A 15,580-nucleotide genomic window follows, 5' to 3' on the forward strand; every position below is an offset into this window, starting at 1 on the left:
ATACAGGACAGCAACTCCTCATTACAAGGCATTACTAAACTCTTTCAATAGGAGGGGTTAGTTCATGGTGGGGATGGATGATCAACGACCTGATCCAGATGTCTTACTGGCAAAAGTTCAGAGCCAAGAGAAAGAGGCTTCTCAAGGTAAATTGAGAATTTATTTTGGTGCATCTGCTGGTGTTGGTAAAACTTATGCCATGCTTACTGAGGCAAAAAAACTTAAATTAGAAGGATGTGATGTTGTTGTTGGACTTGTCGAGACACATGGACGTAAGGAAACTGAGTCATTGCTATTAGGTCTTCCTGTTTTACCACGCCAAAAAATCCACTATCGTGGCAAAAATCTCCTTGAATTTGATATTGATGCAGCGCTAAAAAGAAAACCGCAATTAATTCTTGTTGATGAATTAGCCCACTCCAATATCTCTGGCACACGTCATCCTAAACGTTGGCAAGATATTGAAGAATTACTTAACGCGGGTATTGATGTTTTCACCACTCTTAATGTGCAGCATTTGGAAAGCTTAAACGATGTGGTAGGTGGAATTACCAACATTCACATTTCTGAAACTGTGCCAGATACCATTTTTGATAAAGCTGATGAAGTAGTCATGGTTGATATTACTGCAGAAGATTTATTATTACGTTTAAAGGCTGGAAAAGTTTATCAAGGGTCACAAGGTGAATTGGCTCAAAAAAATTTTTTTCGTAAAGGAAATTTAATAGCTTTACGGGAACTGGCATTACGACGTACTGCTGAGCGGCTTGAAGAGGATGTACAAGCTTATCGCATTGAGCAATCAATCGATAACATATGGAAAACAGATACAGACTTACTCGTTTGTATTGGAGAACGGCCCGGTGCTGAATACATTATACGAAGCACAGCAAGACTCGCCAGTCAGTTAAATGCTTCCTGGCATGTAATTTATGTTGAAACGCCTGAATTGATGCGTTTGTCTGAGTCCAAACGGCAATATGCTTTAAAAGCTTTAGAACTTGCTGAAGAATTAGGAGCAACAACCTCTATCCTTACCGGTGATGATATTGCATTAGCTATCATTGACTATGCGCGAAGTCAAAATTTCTCAAAAATTGTTTTGGGAAGGCGAAGTCGTTTTGCCTGGCCATGGCATCGCTCATTAATATCTCGTCTTGCGACTCATGCTCCCGATTTGGATTTATTAATCCTTAGCAATCAATCACGAAAAGGGTCGGGAAATGTTAAAGTAAAAGAATTTAAAAAAAGGCAAAAAAGAGGATATTTACGCTATTTAATTGCTATTCTTGCAAGTTTTTTTACTATCATAGCCACTATTTTATTGGATCCATTCTTTAACACAGCAAATCTTGGACTCTTATGTTTGCTCACAATTTTGCTAGTGGCTATTCGCTTTGGACGGGGGCCTGCCTTTGTTTCCTCGTTAATAACACTTAGTGCCTTGGATTTTTTATTTGTAACGCCACGCTACTCTTTTTATGTCGCTAATTTGCAGTATGTCATTATGCTAATCATGATGTTACTAATCGCTTTAATTACCGGTTATTTAACATCCAATTTACGTTATCAGATCTTCATTAAAGGACAGAGAGAGTCCAGAACGCATGTGCTTTATAATTTTGCTCGAGAGTTATCAAGTGCTTTGCAAATAGAGCCGATATTAGAAACCACGAGAGTTTATATTCAACATGCTTTTAATGCTCGAGCGTTGTTGTTGCTACCTGATAATACTGGACATTTGCAGTTACCAGCAAATGCAAAACTATTTTTTGGCTCCTCTTTAAAAGATTTAGATATAGGAATTGCACAATGGGCTTTTGATCACAAAGAATCTGCTGGATATGGTACAGACACTTTACCCGGAAACAGTTTTTTCTATTTACCCTTGGTTGCTCCGATGCGAACTCGAGGGTTACTGGTCATCAAATCTAAAAATATCTATTGGATAAAACGACCAGAGGAACGTCAGCAACTAGATACTTTTGCTGCTCTGGCAGCAATTGCTTTAGAACGCGTGCATTTTATTCAAGTTGCCCAGGAGGCACTTGTACATATTGAATCGGAACGCATGCGAAATTCACTGTTGGCTGCTTTATCATTTGATCTCCAAACTCCTCTAGCTTCAATGCATCATTTATCTGATTCCTTACTGCAGGCACCGTCAACGCCTCTACAACAAGAGTTAACACAAGCATTGAAACAAGAAGTGTTGCGAATGGAGGAAGTTATTAAGAATTTGCTTGAAATGGCACGCATTAAGAGCGGTGATTTAAAGTTAAACTTGCAATGGTGTCATTTTGAGGAAATCATTTTGAAAGTAATACATTCCATTAATACAAAGATAACTACTCATCCAATAGATACCCTCCTGGAGGAAAATTTACCCTTGGTCTATTTGGATGATACCCTTATTGAAAGAGTGCTTGCTACGCTACTTGTAAATACTTGTAAATATTTACCTGTAGGAACTAATGTCGTTTTAGCTGTAACCATTAATCAAGATAGATTAACTATTAGTGTTTATGATAGGGGACCTGTACTTTCTATAGGGCAAGCAAAAATTATCCTGGAAAATTTCAAAAATGGTTTGCGAGTGGATTTGGAAGTTGCTATCTGCGGTGCAATTATTGAAGCACATGGCGGGGCTATTCATCTTGGCAATTCCCCAATGGGAGGAAATGCTATTGTATGTACCATTCCACTTAGACCCGCTCCTGAGTTGGTTGTTGGCAGTAAACTAGCTTAGTGTAAAATTGTTATGCCTGTGTAGGCGGATGACCCTCTATCAAATAACCCGAGGTTCAAGTTAAGTTGAGGATTTTGCCTGCCCAGTATTTTGAGTAATCTTTACACAAATGTAAGTGGCTGTTATTATAGATAGTATGAAAATCATGAGTAAACTTTTTCATTATCTGATTATTGTGAGTCTGGTTTTATTGGCTATAAAGCCTTTGCTGCGTTTTGACTTCTCAAAACAAATGCTTTCGACGACTCAATATACGACGACAAATAGTAAATGTTCAGGTAATTCCCCAACGACTTCTTTTTGCCAGACATCGGTTTGCTACACATTGGCAAATGAAGAGCGGCTGGAAAGTTTATATTTATATATTTTTGCAGGGCTACTCTATTTTATTTATGTTCAACTGAACTCTATTTCACCTTATTCCAGGTTATTTAAACCGCCAATTTTGTCTTATTAATCAAGCAACATCTTTGGCTACCTTGTGTAGTTATTATTTGATTAATAGGAATCAATTATGAAAAATTTTAAATCCCTTATGGGTATATTGGCGCTTATGCTTATTTCGCATAGCGTATGGTCATTCTCAGCTGGATTTGAAAGTGCAAATCCAGTAACTATCATGCATTTTATTCAAGACAATAGCGTTTTTGTTTATTTAAGCGTTTTTTTTGGTCTTGGTGTTTTGTTAGCTTTTACACCCTGTGTATTACCAATGGTACCCATTTTATCAGGGATAATTGTTGGACAGCATAGAGTCACAACAGCCAAAGCAGTGAAACTTTCACTCAGTTATGTTTTGGGTATGGCAATTACCTATGCAGCAGCAGGCATCATAGCTGGTTACATGGGAAGTACCCTACAAACATTAATGCAGCGACCAGCCGTGATTATTGCTTTTAGTTTGTTGTTTGTATTAATGGCGTTATCAATGTTTGGTCTCTTTGAATTACGCATACCGTCAAAAATTAATGCCAAATTGGCTTGCGTTAGCCAAAAAAATAGTAAGGCTAATTTTATGACTGTGGCACTCATGGGGATTATTTCCACATTGGTTGTTTCTCCTTGTGTAACTGCTCCTTTAATTGGCGTATTGACTTACATTGGTCAAACCGGCCAGGCATTTATGGGGGGATTAATTCTCTTTGTCATGGCTTTAGGAATGGGTATTCCCTTAATTGTAGTAGGGGCAGGCCAAGGCGCTTTATTACCTAAAACAGGTTCCTGGATGCTAAAAATCAAGAAGTTTTTTGGCATATTAATGATAGCTATGGCAATCTGGATGTTGGGGAGAGTTTTGGCAGAAGAAACAATAAGGCTGTTATGGGCTGCTTTACTTATTACTAGCAGCATTAGTTTAGGTAGTCTAAAAACGCCAACAAGCAAAGTAGGATATTTGTTTCAGGGGCTAGGAATTGTTGCTTTGGTTTTTGGTGGAATTATTGCCTACTCAACTGTTTCTACAGAGCTTGCAAACAAAGCTTCTGCCGCCGAGGTAATAAAATCACCATTTATTAAGGTACACAATTTAGCCATGATAGAAGAAAAATTACTTGCTGCTAAAAAGGAAAATAAGGCGGTGTTCCTTGAGTTTTATGCGACCTGGTGTAGTGATTGTCAGGAAATGGACACGAAGGTGTTTAATCAACCTGAGGTCACTCGAGCCATGTCAGGACTGGTAAACCTAAAAGTTGATATCAGTGATCCTGATAATCCTGAAGTAGAGAAAATTAAGCAGGCTTTTGCAATTTATGGGACGCCCACCATGTTATTTTTTAATGCGAAGGGTGAGCCTTTAAAAGCATTAAATGCAGTGGGGTTTATTGATAAAGATGCCTTGATTTCTTTACTGCAGCAAGTGCATACAGTTGCATAGACTACTATAAGTAGCCTGGTTGACGCATTTGCGACAACCAGGTTTTCTTAGTGGATTTAACTTATGTAACCTCAGGTTTTAAAATAAACCCTGTTAAGATTCCGGGACTGAATGGGTTAATCTGATTCTGTGTTTTTAATAGATATCGGCCAGAATTACCATTAACTTCAAATAGGATTTGCAAACTTGCACTATCTTCACTATCAACTAACACATTCACCTTCTGCAGCATTTTAAAGAAAGCCCAAGGTCCGATTTCTTCAAGCTCATAGTGGTTACCTTCAATAGAGTCTAAACTCAATTTGGCATTGCTTTGAGGCCAGCTAAATTGCGTGAATGAATCACTGCCCTGATTATCAGTGAGCGTTTTTTGACCAATAGTTAATTGCAAATTGGCAACCACGGGATCTAAATTAATTTTTTGTAAGCTAAATTCAATTTTACTTGTTTCGTTGTCAGCGGAGAAAAACATATTGGTGATAACATTTGCGCGAATCAATTCATTGGTAATCTCACTGGCAATAGGCATCACATAACCATTGACTTCTTTAGGCTGCCATTGTGGGTTTGAAGTATCTAAAAATGGCTTTAAGTAATTGCTGACAAAAGTATTCAAGGTTCCATGTGGAGAAAAGAAACGATCAAAATCTATAAGGGAGACTTCTTCTGTTTGCAAAGGATCTAATGGATAACGATTAGCAATAGTCATCTTATAGTCGTTATAAACCATTTGTTGCCATTGTTGATTAAGATAGCTCTTGCTTTCACTGATAAAAATATACCAGGTATCGTCGGCTATCTGTTTTGCCCAGGTAGCAACCGGTTCGGGCAATTGTCTTGCCCGGTTATATAGTGTACTTAACGGATCAGAAGCGGTACCTCCCTGGAAACGAGCTTTGGTTAAATCAAAGGCGGTACGTCCTTTGTCATTTACTAATGACAATGTCGTGAGGAATTTTTCTAATTCATTGATATTTAGTGTTAACTCATTAGCTGCTGAATCACTCATTAAATTTAAATTAGTAAATTCGTTGGCAATCTTTTGATTGAATAGCACAGCATTTTCATTCGGTTCTGGCGCGGTATTCTGTTGAATTAATTTAATAAGCGTGCTCATTGCATTGGTGCGATACAAACTTTGTGTGAGCTGCCGTGCCTGCTGATAATTTTGATAGTGGAAAGGTTTGGTTCGGCGTATAAAATTCTGCCACCAAGTCACGTATTCAAAACAATAAGCTTGTTCTAACTGGCTGTGTAAATTATTCAGATCCTGACGTGCCAACACCCAATTTTCACGCTGTAAACGCGCAGAAACTGTAGGTAATGCAGCAATAATTTCTCTAAATCCTGCCTTGGTATAATAATAAGGCAGATCTCTGTTAGGTAATTCAAATCCTTCAACGACTATAGTTTTCGTGGACGAAGGGAAAGTATTTTTTGCTAAGGTGTAATACAGATAAGTGGCAGGCAATGCATTTAAATAATTACGTACATCACTAATTAATTGTCTATTAATCCTAATCGGTTGCATGGGTTGTCTTAAGGCATTTTGTAACAGCAGCAATTTTTTGTGCATTGTATTTTGCTGGTTATTTGCCTTCCAGTAGTCGCTAAACCAGCGCGTGACCTCAGCCTCGGAATAATGCTCGGGTTCTCCAAGCATTAAGTATATTTTTAATGCCTGATAACGAGCTATTTGCGTTTGCGCGGGGTCTAGAATAATTTTCTCAATGCCTGTAATTAACTCAGGGAGAAAGTCATCATGTAAACGATGTTTTGCATTACTGTAGAGTTGCCTTTTTAGCTGTTCCACGACAGAGACAGACAAAATATTGGTGGGTATTTGCTGCAGTTTTGTTGATGCAAGGGACAAATGGTAAAGTGCCGATGTTTTATCATTTGCCTGACCAAGAAACATTTCATAAGTAATTAATTCTTTGCTTGCTTCATCGAGAAGACGTGAAGTTTTTAAATGTTGTTGGATAACCCAAACCAGCGATAAGCCAACAATACCCGTTCCAAGGCCAATTAACCATTTTTGTGTCGCCCCCATTTGTGCTGTGTAGCGTTTTGTTTGTTCCTGAATGGCTCTAATGGCACCATCGATAAAATAAGCACGATAATTATTTGCTTGTGGAAATCTATCTTGAACAGCCAAGGCATATTCATGCTGAATTTTCTTATTTAATTTATCAACACTCAAACCACCTTGTTCAGCACTGGTAAAATAAATTGCTTGTAAGCGAAAAAATTGCAATGTTATATTCTGCACCAGCGATTGCACTGGAACGCGTAGACTTGCTAGTTGTAATGGGAATTCGCGAATAAGCGTGCGTTTAACACTGGAGCGGGCTGGATGCAGCTTATTAATAATCTGATGCCCTAACACTTCAATCATTTGATCAAATTGCTGTCTATAATGCTCGAGTAAATTGTTTTTCTGCTTCGTTGCTGCTAACGAAAAACCCAGTGGTTTAGCAAGATCATTAACATGATCGGTTTGAAAAAAATCACAAAATCCGGCTAGGGTATCTAATTTAGTGAGAATAAGGGCAGTATCTACACAGTAACCTAAACTGCGACCAAATCGCTCTAGCAATTGGGTGTGGGATTTACATCGTTCTAGAAGTTGTATAGGTTCAGTAAGTAATAATTCACCACTATCGACGCATAAAACGATGCCTGTGATTCTAACATTGCTATGGCAGCGGTTTAATTGTTTTAGTGTATAGGTCAGTAGATTTTCACTCTGGTTAAGCCAGGCTTCGCCCAATTCTAAAATGACGCCTTGTTGATTATAAAAAAAATTGGCGTTATTTTCTGTATCAACCGGATAATGAGTTAAGTTCGCCTGTCGCAGTAATGTGGTTTTACCTTGGCTAATTTTCCCTGTAAGAAGTAAAAAGGAAATAGCATTAGTTTGTGGTTTTAAATAGCTCAGGATTCGTTTTAATGCGTCGCAAAGTGCGTTTAATGAATTATCCATCAGTCATCCAGTTTAGCGGCCACAGTATGTCCAAATTGCACAATTTTAGCTTGATTTTCTAATAAAAAATGACTAATAAAATAGCCGCCAGCTAATATTGCTAAAGCAAGAATAGAGCTAACTATTAATGGCTTATGGTTTTTTGGGAAATTATCGACATGTTTTTGTTCTTTAAATAATTGATGAGATTTATTCACACGATGTTCTTTAATTAATTGATATAATTCTTCAATTAAGTTATCCAATACTTGCCGGCCATCTGTGCGACCATGTTGTTCACCCTCAAACCCTGTAATCAAACAATAATAGGCAAGTTCGATCAAATCCAGATACTGATTTGGTCTTTCTTTAATATATTTAATTATGTCAAAAAAACGCTGTTGTGGTCCGATATCATCATGTGAAGAGGGCGTAAACGCTTTGAACTCAGCAATTTTTCCATAAAGACGCAAATAGTTTTTGCCTAATAATTCATCAATAGTCGCGCACAACAAATAGTGGGCTATCGCATCCAGCTCTTCCGTATAGGTTTTACCATTTAATCGACTATGGAATGCGCGTAATTCATGCTCAATATTTTCGCGAATGCTGTTGATGGGGGGGAGTGAAGGCGTAATATATAAGCGCTCAAGTAAAGATAATAGAGGACCTGCTGCAGCGACCAGCGGATTGGTCGTAAAAGGCGCAATAAATAACTTAGAGCGATAATAGCCTTGAGGCATTTTTTGAGTGCCGGGTAATGACAGTCGGTTTACAATAGAGGCCGAAAAGCGTTCGGCTGTCATGGCTTCACTCCAATATAATCTTGGTAACTTCTCACATGCCAAATACACTTCTGTCTTTTGGCAAAATTTTTGAATAGTTACTACTTAAACTAAGGGATATACTTTGAGTTAAAGATAATACGTTATCTAAAAAGTGTTGTCGATAAGTGAATTTAAAAGTACTTAGGTTTCATGAAGAAGAGCGATAAAATATCGCTCAATCCATTCTCTTCCAAGATAGTCATAAGCATCACTGAGAAAGTCGGCAAGCTCGTCGGGTGTAAGTTCATGTTCCATACCAAGAGGTTCAATGTGGTGATGAAAGTATTCGCCAAAATAGTGCTGACAGAAACTGACATAATCGTCAGTATGCAGAATAAACGCATGCCAAAGCTTGTCCAGAATGAGTAAAGGACCAAATAAGTAAGTATGACGATTGGTGTTTTTACGGTAGGCGTTTAGCCACATCCAGGCTAAGAAATCATTAAGAAGTCGTTGCCCTTGTACAAAGTTAAACTCAGGGTGGTAATGACAAAAATAATGAACTACTCGCGCATTTTCATAAGCAAGTAGTTCAGAGAGTAAAGGTAATTTCATTATCCACAGCAGGTCTTTTGCAAGGCTTGCTTAGTAATTTGGCGGACAATACGACATATCATTTCTTCTTTAGACATTGGAGTGATCTCCATTATTGCAAGGATAGTGTATTGGACCACCATACTAGATAAAAATCAATCAATAATTAAGACCCAGCTTTTACTGGGTCTTAATCGATTATTTAGTTGAGAGCAGGAGCAGTTGTTTCCAAACTTGCTATCTTCTCATCAATCATTCTAAGTGCTGTCGTTCTACCCCAGGCACCTGTAAATACTGAATTATTACGGTGTTCCCAGAATAAAGGCAGTTTTTTAGCATCATTGAGCATAGCAATTTTCTCTTCAGTAGCACTCTCATCAAGACTATCAACTTCATGGAATAAAGTATCTCGTGCGATTCTTCTAAATTCCTCTAACGTATTACGCCATGAGGTTGTGTTTTTTATACCGAAGAAACTGTCTAAACAGGGGTTGCGATGGGTATTTAAATCTTCAATATTCTTCACCGCATCATAAAGCTTACCAAGCTCTGCTACTGTTAAATTTCTTCCCTTGATTTGCTTGAGAAGAATTTCTTGCTTATTAGTTTTAGTGTCTCCTGCATGAATCGCCGATTCAATTTCACCAATAAATGTTGATGGAAGTTTTGACTCAACAAACGGTATATTTGTTTCTATGAGTACCTCTTTGAATTTAGCTATTCGTTGCTCATCAGTTAAATCCTTGGTATCGCCAAGCTTAAGCAAGATTTCCTCAGCCAAGCCTTGTTTTTGAATAGTAAAAAATAACTCAGCCAAATAATTCTTCTGTTCATTAGCTGATTTTTGATACAAGGGGAAAACTTTTCCAATGACGAGTGCTAATTTATTAACATCAATAACACCGTAAGTCTTGGATTTGCTGGCTTGGAATTCATACAAATTCGCATATAAACTCAGCATGGGTACCAGAGAGTCAACTATTGTTTGCTGTTCTGTTGGATCTTTAAGAGCAAACTCAGCACCGGTAGTTCCAGTTAACAACAATTTTGGACCATACATAACCATAACAGCAGGTTTTTCAGTTGTACCAGCATTCCTGTTCAGGAAATCAACTAATTTCTCTTGTTCCTGTTTGGGTAACTTATCAAAGGCAGCATCAACACTTTTGACAAATAATTGCGTTCTTGCTTCATACGCTCCCACGTCAGAAATTGAAAGCTGCTTAGTTTCTGGATTAGTCTCAGTCTTAAATAAATGACATCGTAACATTTGAGCAAGTCGAGTCTTTGCCAACGTTACAGTTTCATTTTGAGCTTCAGGCTGCTTAGCTATCGCAGGAATAGCAAGAGCTAACTTTTTACGATAGTTAGTATAAGCTTCTTCACTTGAAGTAGGACCTACATCTTTTTGCGCAACTTCTAAAAGCGTTTCATAGAGTAGATTAATTTTTAAGTGAATGTTGGGATCGCGACCTGCGGTTATGCTGACTAAAGAAGGAGGTATTGGTGCTGCGCCAAAAATGTCATAGCAATGATGGGCAAAGACAAGCTCTGCTTTCTTAGGATCAATCTTATAAGCCTCAAAGAATAAATCCAAACCGTTTTTAACACCAACGAGAGGAATTTCCCCTTGAACTATTTGCGCGATACTTACGAAATTACATAAAGTAATTAACTCATCACACATAGCAATGGAATCTTTTGAGACTCCTTCTTTAGGACCATTCCACAGTAGAAACTCGGTTAGCGAGCATTTCTTTAGGTCGGCTCCAACTTTAGCATAGACTTCCAAGGCGGTGTCGTGATCAACATGAGCGGTCGCTTGGTCAAATAGTTCTTGAGAAGACGATGCTATTATGTTGATCTCAGGATTATATTCATAATAAGCGCCCTCAATTTGAACAAAATATAATCCTGCTTCATTAAGCTTAACCGCATTTTTAATCACATCACCTTTACCGGCATCATGAATAGCTAAATGCAGAAGAAACGCTTCGCGGTAAGCAGGGGATTGATCCTTTAAGCTTAACAAGTCTTTGTATTTCTCTGACATGCCAAGACTCCCAATTGGGAAAGGATGGGTTAAATGACCACTGAGTGCAAACATAGCATATAACATACTATTGCCGGTACGCGCGAACTCATCACCCAATTTGCCTTCCTCCGTGAGCAATCTGCTTGCTTCAGGTAAGGCTGCATGTCTTAATTCGTTTAACAATACAGAGGTTAATGCGGTAAGTTTCTTTTCTTGCGCTACCTTAGGCAGTGCAGTAACCAGATTTTTTCGCATGGATTCTGTTAAGTCGAATTTTAGTTCTTGCATAGTTTCAGCAAGTTCTTTAATCCATTTGAGGAGGTTCTCATCCAGAAGGCTTTTATCGTCTAAATGCTCGCCCCAGGCAATGATGTCACCGATAAATATTGCAAGACCATTTGCTTGTTCTGCAGTAAACTTGCTTATTGAAAAACCATCATGTTCTTCACCCAACATGTACTGAGCGTCTTCACTGAGACCAGTTTGACCTTGCAGAACTAATTGTTGTTGCAATTCTCTAAAGCTAAGCAAAGACCATGAGGATTTAATTGCTTTCTCTAAAGCGTCTATTTGCGTTTTATCAGTATCGGGCTTTTGCTTTAACTCAAATAAGGAGACTTTTAATTTTAAAATATTTTTATATTGCTCTTGTATCGCAGCAAATTGTTTCTTTTGCTCAGCGGGTAAAGCTTCTATTGCTAATAAATGAGAAAGGCAGGTAAAGAAAATTACATCCAATTCTTTGCCATAAGTAAAGAATTGCTCTTCAGTGCCAACGACTTGATCGTGCTCGGCTTTAGCTACAGAAGAATCAATCAAAACACCGGTTTTGTTATCGACGAGACGAAGAGATAATTGTGAAGCAGGTGTTTTTACTACTTCGGTAAACAACATTTCTTTTTTGAGGTTAGGTAATCCAAACGCATTCCAGTTACCATGCTCCATTAATACTGCTAGAGAAGCAACCACGTCATGAGGCCAAAATGCTTGATATTTGGAGTGCTTCATAAATTCAACTATACCCGAAAGCAATGAAGATTCTTGAGGTAGATTGTCTAATTGCTCTTCCAACATTTGTTCGAGTTGCTCAAGTTCTTTTTCCTTATCAACTTGTTTTAGCAGTTCAAGTTCCTTAGAGAGTTGTGCTATTTTATCGGTTACCACCTTCTCTTTTTCTTTGTTGACTTTTTTTAGCTCTTCAAGTTCTTTGGAAAGTTGCTCTACTTTAGTAAATAGTTCTTTTTCTTTTTCCTGATTAGCTTTCTTAAATTCCTCAAGCTCCTTAGTAAGTTGCTCTATAGGAGAGGCCTCTGTTTCTTTTTCCTTATCGACTTTAGAGAGTTGCTCTATTTTAAGCGCTTGCTCAGTTTCCTTTTGTTGATGGGTTTGTTTTAGCTGCTCAAGTTCTTTAGTGAGTTCGTTTACTTTCGTAGACAATACAAGTTCGTTTTTTTGGTTAACTTGTTTTAGCAGTTCGTGTTCTTTAGAGAGTTGCACAATTTCTTTGTCTTTAGCAACTTCCTCTAGTGAGGGTTTTTTTAGTAACTCTCGTTTCTCTTGTATTGCTGCACTCAGCTCATCAAGTTCTTTTTCCTTCTGAAGTTGCTCTTTGGTTGGTGCATTTGAGTATTGCTCAACATACAATGGGTATGCGCGAGACATAATTTCGGAGAAACTTCCTAACCAGCTTTTGGCATCGTACTTGGGTGCTGTCCGTGTGCTTCCCGAAACAATATTTAAAGCCTTCATTTCGATAAGGGTTTTAAGGATGGATGCTTTTGGAGCGCTGGTACTACGTGCATTGTAAGGTAATGCGTGGGGTTCTTTAACTTTTTGTTCATATTCAGAACTGGAGTAGGGTTTGTTATAACCCATGGTGATAACGTTAAATTGTGGACGACGCTCTACAGAAATGGATGCCACAAAATCACTAATCGCATCAAAGGGTGCAATACTGACCAGAGTAGCACCTTCTTTTGTTGATTCTTCCAGTTGTTTAATCCAAGCTGCAGAATTCTCTGTAGGGCTTAGCAGGCATGAGGGTTTATTAGACTCATCCCCACTGTAATACTGTTCTACCTCATCTGTGGGGTAGAAGGCTTCACTTTGTGAGGCTTCATGGTAAAAGCGTTTCTTTTCTTCTTGATAGGTATAATAGCTTGTTCGTGGTCCCGCTATAATTTCAGGAAATGCTTCAGGTGGTAACGCTATTTTGCTCTTAATTTTGGCAAGTTGCATATTTAGATAAAGGGCTCTTAAGCCATATTCCCCTTTAGGATCCTGCTTGCCCTCTTTAGTACAGGATATTTCATCTGTGGTTACTATTTTAACGGGTTTATCAACTGGAATAACACCTGCTGATTTTGCCTGTAGAATAAAATGAACTATTGCGATTAAATCATCACCGTCTTTACCTGGATCAGCAAAAAATATAATTGGACTCACCTACATTTCCCCTATAGATTAAAAGCCCATAATTTTCTCATATCTTCAATTAAAAGAACAGAATGTAATTGTTAAGGAAAGTAAAAATAGTGTAATTAATAGCTTTTTTCTATCAATTTAATAAAAACATTCAATTTTACTTATTAATGATTGTTATCTAGAGTTAAAAACGATAGATGATAAAAAATAGGAGAAAAGAATGATTAGTGTTGGTAAAAAATTTCCTGAATTTCACCTTAAGGCCACTGTAAGTAATGAAATTCAACACGCATTTAAAACAATTTCCAATGAAACTTATCAAGGTAAATGGTTAGTAGTTTTTTTCTGGCCCAAGGATTTTACTTTTGTATGTCCCACGGAAATTGCTGAATTTGGTAAGTTAAATGGCGAATTTAGTGAGCGCGATGCGCAGGTGTTAGGGGCAAGCATCGATACTGAGTTTGTGCATTTAGCCTGGAGAAAGCAACATCCAGATTTGCATGATTTGCCATTTCCGATGTTAGCTGATGTTAAGAGAGAGCTCAGTCAGGCATTAGGTATTCTTGATGAGCAAGAGGGTGTTGCCCAGCGAGCCACCTTTATTATTGACCCAGAGGGGATAACGCGTTTTGTGATGGTTACCGATCTTAACGTGGGACGAAACCCAGAAGAAGTATTGCGTGTTTTAGATGCTCTGCAAACAGATGAACTTTGTCCTTGTAACTGGAAGAAGGGTGAAGAAACTATTCATGTGGAATAACAAGGGTCTTGGTATAAAAACCAAGACTAACACAGTAAGGAATTAATTATGCTTGAAGATATCAAACAACAATTACCAGAGTTTGCTAAGGATGTCCGTTTAAACCTCAACAAAGTTCTTGATTTGACGCAAACTGACGGTTTAAGCGAACAGCAAATTATTGGCGCTGCTTTAGCTGTCGCTTATCATTTAGGGAATAAATCGCTAACTGATGAATTGCTTACCTTACCTTATGCAGAAAAATTACAAGAGCCGGCCAAACTTGCGGCGAGTTTAATGGCAATGACTAATATTTATTATCGCTTTGTTCATTTAAGTGAACATGCCGAACTTGCACAAGTTCCTGCAGGACTTCGCATGCAGGGAATGATAAATCCAGGCATTGATCGAGTTACGTTTGAAATCCTGTCTCTTGCTGTATCAATCTTAAATGGATGCGGTACTTGTATCAGCGCGCATACTCGCCAATTGAAAGAACATGGAGTAAGTGTACAAGCGCTTGCTAGAATCGGTCGAATTAGCGCGGTCATTCATGCTACTTACGTAAGTCTCACTTTATGAACCTTTGCTATATATAACAAAGGTTCAAGTCGCTATCTATCCTTTTACTGGACCACAAGCAATCCGTGCACCACCGCCACCAAGCGGTGGATTATCGCTGTAATTGTCAGACCCTTCATGAATCATGATTGCCAAGCCCTGTAAATCTTTGGTTTTCAAACGAGGGGCTAATACGGGGGTATTTGCGGTGCCATCAGCAGCGACATAGAGAACGGGTAAGTCGCCCAAATGTCCTTTACCATAGGGTCCTTGATGGCTATTGGTTTTGGCTGGATCATAATGGCCACCGGCATGCATGCCTTTATCACCACAATCCGCATGCTGATGTAAATGAAAACCACGCAAACCAGAAGGCAAAGAAGAAAGCGCTGGTATAATCAATAAACCAAACTCTGTATCACTCAAGACAACTTTGCCGATTTCTTTTTTGCCTCCATCAGTCGTATAAATGGGTACAGTGATTTGCGCTGCATAGCTTGCTGTACAAAAAAGAGATGACAAGAATAAAGCAGATATTTTATTCATAATGCTCCATGCAATGATTGATTTAAACTTTAGAAATATAATCAATTACTCATAGTCTAACAACTGCCAAGGGTAACCGCACAGAATAAGATCATACCCAAATAAGTTAATTAAGAACTGCAGTACGGTATAAATTTGCTCATATTCGCCATTCGGGTACGGGCAGAACACTATCTCTGTAGTAAGATCGGTCATGCCAATGCAGATAGATTCTCACACAGGCGGGAAACCAGCTCCGAACAGACTCTATCGTGCCTTATAGGAAAGACTCCGCCTACGGGGAAAATGACAACAATTTTGCATTATAAAAAAAGCGCTTTCGAAAAA

10 protein-coding genes are annotated in these 15,580 nt (G+C 38.3%); 5 read left to right on the forward strand and 5 right to left on the reverse strand.

What is annotated here, in order from left to right; translation table 11 throughout:
- The first annotated feature begins 64 nt into the window (after positions 1 to 64).
- The 3 genes from PXX05_RS02325 to dsbD all read left to right on the forward strand — a co-directional run bounded on the left by PXX05_RS02325 (position 65) and on the right by dsbD (position 4,622).
- Complete coding sequence (locus PXX05_RS02325; protein WP_275089443.1) at positions 65 to 2,749, forward strand: DUF4118 domain-containing protein; 2,685 nt, start codon at positions 65 to 67, stop codon at positions 2,747 to 2,749.
- Between the two features lie 145 nt (positions 2,750 to 2,894).
- Positions 2,895 to 3,206, forward strand: coding sequence for a lpg1681 family protein (locus PXX05_RS02330; RefSeq protein ID WP_275089444.1), 312 nt, complete (start codon positions 2,895 to 2,897; stop codon positions 3,204 to 3,206).
- Positions 3,207 to 3,263: 57 nt separating this feature from the next.
- Positions 3,264 to 4,622 (forward strand): protein-disulfide reductase DsbD, encoded by a 1,359-nt coding sequence (gene dsbD / locus PXX05_RS02335; RefSeq protein ID WP_275089445.1) that lies wholly within the window; start codon positions 3,264 to 3,266, stop codon positions 4,620 to 4,622.
- Between the two features lie 61 nt (positions 4,623 to 4,683).
- Here the strand turns inward: dsbD and icmF are convergent, their stop codons facing one another.
- The 4 genes from icmF to PXX05_RS02355 all read right to left on the reverse strand — a co-directional run bounded on the left by icmF (position 4,684) and on the right by PXX05_RS02355 (position 13,428).
- Entirely contained in the window at positions 4,684 to 7,608 is a 2,925-nt protein-coding gene (gene icmF / locus PXX05_RS02340; RefSeq protein ID WP_275089446.1) for a type IVB secretion system protein IcmF, read from the reverse strand.
- Complete coding sequence (gene icmH / locus PXX05_RS02345) at positions 7,608 to 8,393, reverse strand: type IVB secretion system protein IcmH/DotU (RefSeq protein ID WP_275089447.1); 786 nt, start codon at positions 8,391 to 8,393, stop codon at positions 7,608 to 7,610. The genes icmF and icmH overlap by 1 nt, the downstream gene beginning before the upstream one ends.
- Before the next feature lie 162 nt (positions 8,394 to 8,555).
- Positions 8,556 to 8,969: a glycine-rich domain-containing protein gene (locus PXX05_RS02350; RefSeq protein WP_275089448.1), complete on the reverse strand. Its 414-nt coding sequence runs from the start codon at positions 8,967 to 8,969 to the stop codon at positions 8,556 to 8,558.
- 181 nt (positions 8,970 to 9,150) lie between these two features.
- Positions 9,151 to 13,428, reverse strand: a complete 4,278-nt coding sequence (locus tag PXX05_RS02355) for a hypothetical protein (protein WP_275089449.1) — start codon at positions 13,426 to 13,428, stop codon at positions 9,151 to 9,153.
- Between the two features lie 199 nt (positions 13,429 to 13,627).
- On the opposite strand from PXX05_RS02355, the gene PXX05_RS02360 reads away from it, so the two are divergent.
- Together PXX05_RS02360 and PXX05_RS02365 are read left to right on the forward strand one after the other, a co-directional pair.
- The gene (locus PXX05_RS02360; protein WP_275089450.1) at positions 13,628 to 14,167 is read left to right on the forward strand and encodes a peroxiredoxin; all 540 of its coding nucleotides are present in this window, start codon (positions 13,628 to 13,630) and stop codon (positions 14,165 to 14,167) included.
- A 48-nt stretch (positions 14,168 to 14,215) separates the two neighbouring features.
- Positions 14,216 to 14,728: a carboxymuconolactone decarboxylase family protein gene (locus tag PXX05_RS02365; protein ID WP_275089451.1), complete on the forward strand. Its 513-nt coding sequence runs from the start codon at positions 14,216 to 14,218 to the stop codon at positions 14,726 to 14,728.
- A gap of 36 nt (positions 14,729 to 14,764) precedes the next feature.
- On the opposite strand, the gene PXX05_RS02370 is transcribed toward PXX05_RS02365, so the two are convergent.
- Positions 14,765 to 15,253, reverse strand: coding sequence for a superoxide dismutase family protein (locus PXX05_RS02370; RefSeq protein ID WP_275089452.1), 489 nt, complete (start codon positions 15,251 to 15,253; stop codon positions 14,765 to 14,767).
- Between the last annotated feature and the right edge of the window lie 327 nt (positions 15,254 to 15,580).

Source organism: Legionella cardiaca (assembly GCF_029026145.1).
Lineage (GTDB): Bacteria > Pseudomonadota > Gammaproteobacteria > Legionellales > Legionellaceae > Tatlockia > Tatlockia cardiaca.

Excerpts from the sequence above, each read along its gene's own strand:
- icmF (WP_275089446.1), bottom strand. The coding sequence starts at position 7,608 with ATGGATAATTCATTAAACGCACTTTGCGACGCATTAAAACGAATCCTG.
- PXX05_RS02370 (WP_275089452.1), bottom strand. The coding sequence starts at position 15,253 with ATGAATAAAATATCTGCTTTATTCTTGTCATCTCTTTTTTGTACAGCA.
- PXX05_RS02350 (WP_275089448.1), bottom strand. The coding sequence starts at position 8,969 with ATGAAATTACCTTTACTCTCTGAACTACTTGCTTATGAAAATGCGCGA.
- icmH (WP_275089447.1), bottom strand. The coding sequence starts at position 8,393 with ATGACAGCCGAACGCTTTTCGGCCTCTATTGTAAACCGACTGTCATTA.
- PXX05_RS02365 (WP_275089451.1), top strand. The coding sequence starts at position 14,216 with ATGCTTGAAGATATCAAACAACAATTACCAGAGTTTGCTAAGGATGTC.
- PXX05_RS02360 (WP_275089450.1), top strand. The coding sequence starts at position 13,628 with ATGATTAGTGTTGGTAAAAAATTTCCTGAATTTCACCTTAAGGCCACT.
- PXX05_RS02325 (WP_275089443.1), top strand. The coding sequence starts at position 65 with ATGGTGGGGATGGATGATCAACGACCTGATCCAGATGTCTTACTGGCA.
- dsbD (WP_275089445.1), top strand. The coding sequence starts at position 3,264 with ATGAAAAATTTTAAATCCCTTATGGGTATATTGGCGCTTATGCTTATT.
- PXX05_RS02330 (WP_275089444.1), top strand. The coding sequence starts at position 2,895 with ATGAGTAAACTTTTTCATTATCTGATTATTGTGAGTCTGGTTTTATTG.